The 5894-nt window shown below is 65.6% G+C and carries 4 protein-coding genes, 1 pseudogene and 1 riboswitch; of the genes and pseudogenes, 1 reads left to right on the plus strand and 4 read right to left on the minus strand.

The genetic code is table 11. The features are described from left to right. The 4 genes from AC1DRO_RS21060 to gcvP form a co-directional block, all read right to left on the minus strand. On the minus strand, positions 1 to 633 hold a 633-nt coding region (locus AC1DRO_RS21060), incomplete at its 3' end, for a PLP-dependent aminotransferase family protein (RefSeq protein WP_476952323.1). After that, complete coding sequence (gcvH, locus tag AC1DRO_RS21065; RefSeq protein ID WP_476952324.1) at positions 630 to 1013, minus strand: glycine cleavage system protein GcvH; 384 nt, start codon at positions 1011 to 1013, stop codon at positions 630 to 632. The genes AC1DRO_RS21060 and gcvH, both read right to left, overlap by 4 nt. A 76-nt stretch (positions 1014 to 1089) precedes the next feature. Then, complete coding sequence (gcvT, locus tag AC1DRO_RS21070; protein WP_476952325.1) at positions 1090 to 2226, minus strand: glycine cleavage system aminomethyltransferase GcvT; 1137 nt, start codon at positions 2224 to 2226, stop codon at positions 1090 to 1092. Between the two features lie 11 nt (positions 2227 to 2237). Then, complete coding sequence (gene gcvP, locus AC1DRO_RS21075) at positions 2238 to 5126, minus strand: aminomethyl-transferring glycine dehydrogenase (RefSeq protein ID WP_476952326.1); 2889 nt, start codon at positions 5124 to 5126, stop codon at positions 2238 to 2240. A gap of 156 nt (positions 5127 to 5282) precedes the next feature. Beyond that, a riboswitch (glycine riboswitch) is annotated at positions 5283 to 5380 on the minus strand. Positions 5381 to 5652: 272 nt separating this feature from the next. Between gcvP and AC1DRO_RS21080 the strand changes: the two are divergent. Then, a pseudogene (locus tag AC1DRO_RS21080) lies at positions 5653 to 5894 on the plus strand (lipoyl synthase); the annotation flags it as partial.

Raw genomic sequence — 5894 nt, forward strand, 5'->3', positions numbered from 1 at the left:
GCGAGCGATCCGGCGGAACTCGGCGAAGTCCAGCTGCCGGGCGTACGCGGACCAGCCGGCCACGATCAGCGCCGGCTTGTGCTCCAGGGCCAGGCGCTCGACCTCGGCCATGTCGATCCGGTGGTCCTCTTCACGGACCTGGTACGGAATGACGTTATACAGCCGGCCGGAGAAGTTGATCCGCATGCCGTGCGTGAGGTGCCCGCCGTGGGCCAGGTTCAGGCCCATGATGGTGTCGCCCGGCCGGATCAGGGCGTGCATCACCGAAGCGTTCGCCTGCGCGCCGGAGTGCGGCTGCACGTTCGCGTACCCGGCGCCGAACAGGGCCTTGACCCGGTCGATCGCGAGCTGTTCGATCACGTCAACATGCTCGCAACCGCCATAGTAACGCTTGCCCGGGTAGCCCTCGGCGTACTTGTTCGTCAACACCGAACCCTGCGCCTGCATCACAGCCCAGGCGGTGTGGTTCTCCGAGGCGATCATCTCCAACCCGTCACGCTGCCGGCTCAGCTCGGCGTCGATCGTCGCGGCGATCTCCGGATCCAGCACGGACAGGTCCGCATCCAGGCTCGCCGACACGACCTGCTCAAACGCCAGTGTCTGTGTGCCCGCGGCCGCCGTTGCGCCGCTCACAGTTCGCCACCGTTCTTGGACGCGTACTCCTGGGCCGAGAGCAGCGGGCCGTCCGATTCGGCGGCCACTTTGAAGAGCCAGCCGGCGCCGTACGGATCGCTGTTGATCAGAGAAGGGTCATCGACAACGGCGTCGTTGACCTCGGTGACCTCACCCGTCACCGGTGCGTAGAGGTCCGAGACCGACTTGGTCGACTCAACCTCACCGCAGGTCTCCCCCGCAGTCACCGTCGACCCGACCTCGGGCAGGTCCACGTAAACGATGTCGCCCAGGGCGTCGGTGGCGACGGCGGAGATGCCGATGGACACAACGTTCCCGGCCTCCCGCGCAACCCACTCATGCTCAGCCGAATACTTCAGTTCAGCAACCACTTTGCTCATCTCAATTCCATCTTTCTTCTAGTTCGTAAAGCTTGTTTGTCCCGGTCCCTTCGGACCAAAGACGACTCGACAGGACTTACTTTTGACGCTTGTAGAACGGCAGCGCGACCACTTCGAACGGTTCCGCCTTGCCGCGCAGGTCAACGTCGACGATCGTGCCCAGTTCTGAGTGCTCGACGTCGACGTACGCCATGGCGACCGGGTAACCGAGCGTCGGGCTCGGCTGACCCGAAGTCACCTCGCCGATGAGCGATCCGTTCTTGAGGACGGAGTAGTGGGCCCGCGCTGCCCGACGGCCCGTGCCCTTGAGTCCCACGAGTTTTGGGCCGATGGACGATCCGACGCCGGCAGCCTTGATCGCCGTCAGCGCCTCCTTGCCCACAAAGTCACTTTCCTTCGCGAGCGAGACAACCGGGCCCAGTCCGGCGGCGTAGGCGTTGACGTAGCGGGAGAGCTCGTTGCCGTAGAGCGGCATGCCGGCTTCGAGGCGCAGGGAGTCGCGGGACGCGAGGCCGGCCGGGATGAGGCCGTATCCTTCGCCCGCATCCAGCAGTGCTTCCCAGAGACCTGCCGCATCCTCGTTCGGGATGTAGATCTCGAAGCCGTCCTCGCCGGTGTAGCCGGTGCGGGCGAGGAGCAGATCTTGTCCGTTGATCTGGACCTCAACCGCAGCGTAGTACTTCAGTTCGGTGACCAGGACGTGCTGCTCCGCTGGGACAAGGGTCAGCAGAATGGCTTCTGCATTGGGGCCCTGGACGGCGATCAGCGAGGTCTCGGCGGAGGCGTCCTGGACGGTGACGTCGAACCCGCCTTCCTTTCCGGAACCGGCCCGCTCAGCGAGGGCCGCGGCGACTACCTTGGCGTTGCCCGCGTTGGGTACCACCAGGAACTTCTGTTCGCCACGGCGGTAGGTGATGAGGTCGTCGATGATGCCGCCGTCGGGGTTGCAGATCAGCGAGTACTTTGCTTTGCCAACGGCGACCGCCGACAGCTTCCCGACCAGGGCGTAGTCGAGGAACGCGGCCGCGTCCTGGCCAGTGACCCAGACTTCGCCCATGTGGGAGAGGTCGAACAGGCCCGCGGCGTTGCGGACAGCGTGGTGCTCTGCGAGTTCCGATTCGTATTTAAGGGGCATCTGCCAACCGCCGAAGTCCGTGAAGGAGGCGCCGGCTTTTTTGTGCTGCTCGTAAAGAGCGGTGTAGTTCTCAGTCATTGAGTCAGTCCTTAGTTAGCGGAGTCGTCGGAGTGGTCCTCGAACGCTGCTGTGCTTTCCTCGAAGTCTTCGAGGGGTGGGCAGGAGCAGACCAGGTTGCGGTCCCCGGCAGCGCCGTCGATGCGTCCGACCGGCGGGAAGTACTTGTCCTGCTTCAGGTGAAGGACCGGAAACGCCGCCTGCTCACGCGGGTACCCGCGGTCCCAATCAGAGCTAACGACGGCGGCAGCCGTGTGGGGTGCGTTGCGCAGCGGCGAGTTCTCCACAGTGAAGTCGCCGTTGACGACCTGGTCGATTTCCTGGCGGATGGTGATCATCGCCTCGACGAAGCGGTCAATCTCCGCAAGGTCCTCGGATTCGGTGGGCTCCACCATGAGGGTGCCCGCCACGGGGAAGGACAGCGTGGGGGCGTGGAAGCCGAAGTCGATCAGGCGCTTGGCCACGTCCTCGGCCGTCACTCCAGAGCGGGCGGTCAGTTCACGCAAATCCAGGATGCACTCGTGGGCCACCAGGCCACCCGCGCCCATGTAGAGCACCGGGAAGTGCTCATCCAGCCGGGACGCAACGTAGTTGGCTGCGAGCAGGGCCGACTTGGTCGCCTCGGTGAGGCCCCTGCCGCCCATGAGCTTCACGTACGCCCAGGAGATCGGCAGCACACCTGCAGATCCGTAGCGGGAGGCAGAGATGGCAACGCCAGTCCCCTCAGAGTCATTGTTCGCGTCCCCCGGCATGAAGGGGGCGAGGTGGGCCTTGGCCGCGACCGGGCCGACGCCGGGTCCGCCGCCGCCGTGCGGGATGCAGAAGGTCTTGTGCAGGTTCAGGTGCGAGACGTCGCCGCCGAACATGCCCGGCTGGGCCAGCCCGACGAGGGCGTTGAGGTTGGCGCCGTCGATGTAGACCTGGCCGCCGGCGGCGTGGATCGCGTCGCAGACCTCGCGGACATCGGCGTCGTACACCCCGTGGGTGGACGGGTAGGTGATCATGATGCAGGACAGCGCGTCCTTGTTCGCCTCGATCTTCGCGGTCAAATCCGCGTGGTCGATCGTGCCGTCCGAAGCCGTGGCCACCACCACTACCTTCATGCCGGCGAGCACCGCGGAGGCGGCGTTCGTGCCGTGCGCGGAGGCCGGGATCAGGCAGACGGTGCGCTGCGCGTCCCCGCGGGAGTGGTGGTAGCCGCGGATCGCCAGCAGGCCCGCGAGCTCGCCCTGGGAGCCGGCGTTCGGCTGGATGGAGACCTGGTCGTAGCCGGTGATCTCGGTCAGCTGGGCTTCGAGGTCCTCGATCAGTTCACGCCAGCCCGCGGTCTGGGATTCCGGGGCGAAGGGGTGGATGGAGGCGAACTCCGGCCAGGAGATGGCTTCCATCTCGGCCGTGGCGTTCAGCTTCATGGTGCACGACCCCAGCGGGATCATGGTGCGGTCCAGGGCCAGGTCACGGTCCGAGAGGCGGCGGATGTAGCGCAGCAGCTGGGTCTCGGAACGGTGCGTGTTAAAGACCGGATGCTGCAGGAAGACAGACGAGCGCAGCACAGACTCTGGCAGTTCAAGACCCTTGGCCTCACCGACCGGACCAGCGCCAAAGGCGACGGCAACGGCGGCGACGACTTCCGGCGTCGTGGTTTCATCAACGGAGACACCCACCGTGTCGGCGTCGATCACGCGCAGGTTGATGCCGCGGGCCTCGGCCGCTGCGATGACCTTGGCGGCCTTGCCGGGGACCCGGACCGTGACGGTGTCGAAGAAGGACTCGGAAACCAACTCGCGGCCGGCGGCCTTAAGCGACGCTGCCAGGGTGCGGGCGTTGTGGTGGACGGCCTCGGCGATCGCCTTCAGCCCGTCGGGGCCGTGATAGACGGCGTACATCGAGGAGACGATGGCCAGCAGCGCCTGGGCGGTGCAGATGTTGGACGTGGCCTTCTCACGGCGGATGTGCTGCTCGCGGGTCTGCAGGGCCAGGCGGTACGCGGGGACGCCGGCATTGTCCTTGGAGACACCCACGAGGCGGCCAGGAAGCGTGCGTTCCATGCCCTCACGCACCGCCATGTAGGCGGCGTGCGGGCCGCCGAAGAACAGGGGCACGCCGAAGCGCTGCGTGGAGCCGACGGCGATGTCCGCCCCCTGCTCGCCTGGAGGGGTGATCAGGGTCAGGGCAAGCAGATCCGCCGCCACGGTGACAAGTGCGCCGCGTTCTTTAGCCTCCGCGATCACGGCGGACTGGTCCCACACCCGGCCGGAGACGCCCGGCTGCTGCAGGACGACGCCGTTGATGACGCCCTCGGGCAGGCCCTTGGAGAGGTCGGCGACCTCGACCTCGAAGCCGAGGGCTTCGGCGCGGCCCTTGACGATCGCGATGGTCTGCGGCAGCACATCGGCATCGAGGACGGTCTTGGCCCCGGCAGCGGACTTGTTTTTGTTGGCCCGGCGCATGAGGAGCACCGCCTCGGCGACGGCAGTGGCCTCGTCGAGGAGGGACGCATTCGCAACCGGCAGAGCGGTGAGGTCCTGGACCATGGTCTGGTAGTTCAGCAGCGCCTCGAGGCGCCCCTGGGAGATTTCCGGCTGGTACGGGGTGTAGGCGGTGTACCAGGCCGGGGCTTCGAGGATGTTGCGGCGGATCACCGGCGGGGTGTGCGTGCCGTAGTAGCCCTGGCCGATCATCTGCACGGCCGTCTTGTTCTTGGACGCCAGGCGGCGCAGCTCCGCCAGCACCTCGACCTCGCTCAATGCGCTGTCCAGGCTGAGCGGGCTTTGCTGGCGGATGGAGTCGGGCACGGCGGTGTCCACCAGGCCGTCAACGCTGTCATAGCCGATCGCCTTGAGCATGGCGTCGATGTCGGCCTGGCGGCGCGCGCCGATGTGCCGGTCAACGAAGGCAGAGGGATTGGACTGAACGGTCATAGGAACTCCAGGGTCTGGCCGGCCCGCAGGACACGGCTATGGATCGGGTCCCTCCCCGCTCTGTCGTGGACCTGAGAGATTCCGCAGACAGGGTCTGCTTGCACCGTCGGTGAGCTTGCCCTTCATGGTGAAGAGCGAGCTGCTTTCCAGAGTTGCCTCGCCGCGGCGGTACGTGGGCCTGAGAGATTCCCGGGGAGGATTTGCTCCTACGGCGCCCGCATCATTTGCTTGCGGGACTCTCCCGCCGCAGATCAAAAGCGTGTCGCTTACGCCGTGACCGGGGTCACAGCGGTGTTGTCATTCATTATCCGGCAGGGCCTGAACGGCCGGCTACAACAACCTGCTTAATTTTGTCGATGTCCTTTATTCATATGTATGAAAGCCGCTCCGCCGCGCGGACTTTATACGAATGTCTATACTCGCTGACAAGACCGCATCGTTCGTGCGTAGACGGGACCGCGGCCAAGCCCTGACTATGAAATTGCCCGAAAACACCGCCCCCCCCTGGCCCAGAAGGAGCTCTACTGTGACACTGGCACCAGGAGGCCGGAAGATGCTGCGCATTGAGCAGCGAAACGCGGCCACACCGGTGGAACGGAAGCCGGAATGGATCAAGGCCAAGGTCCAGATGGGCCCGGAGTTCGTCCAGCTCAAAAACCTCGTCAAGAAGGAGGGCCTCCACACGGTGTGTGAGGAGGCCGGCTGCCCCAACATCTTCGAGTGCTGGGAAGACAAGGAGGCCACCTTCCTGATCGGCGGCTCCGAATG

This window comes from Arthrobacter sp. P4_F11 (assembly GCF_056401395.1).

Excerpts from the sequence above, each read along its gene's own strand:
- gcvH (WP_476952324.1), bottom strand. The coding sequence starts at position 1,013 with ATGAGCAAAGTGGTTGCTGAACTGAAGTATTCGGCTGAGCATGAGTGG.
- gcvT (WP_476952325.1), bottom strand. The coding sequence starts at position 2,226 with ATGACTGAGAACTACACCGCTCTTTACGAGCAGCACAAAAAAGCCGGC.
- gcvP (WP_476952326.1), bottom strand. The coding sequence starts at position 5,126 with ATGACCGTTCAGTCCAATCCCTCTGCCTTCGTTGACCGGCACATCGGC.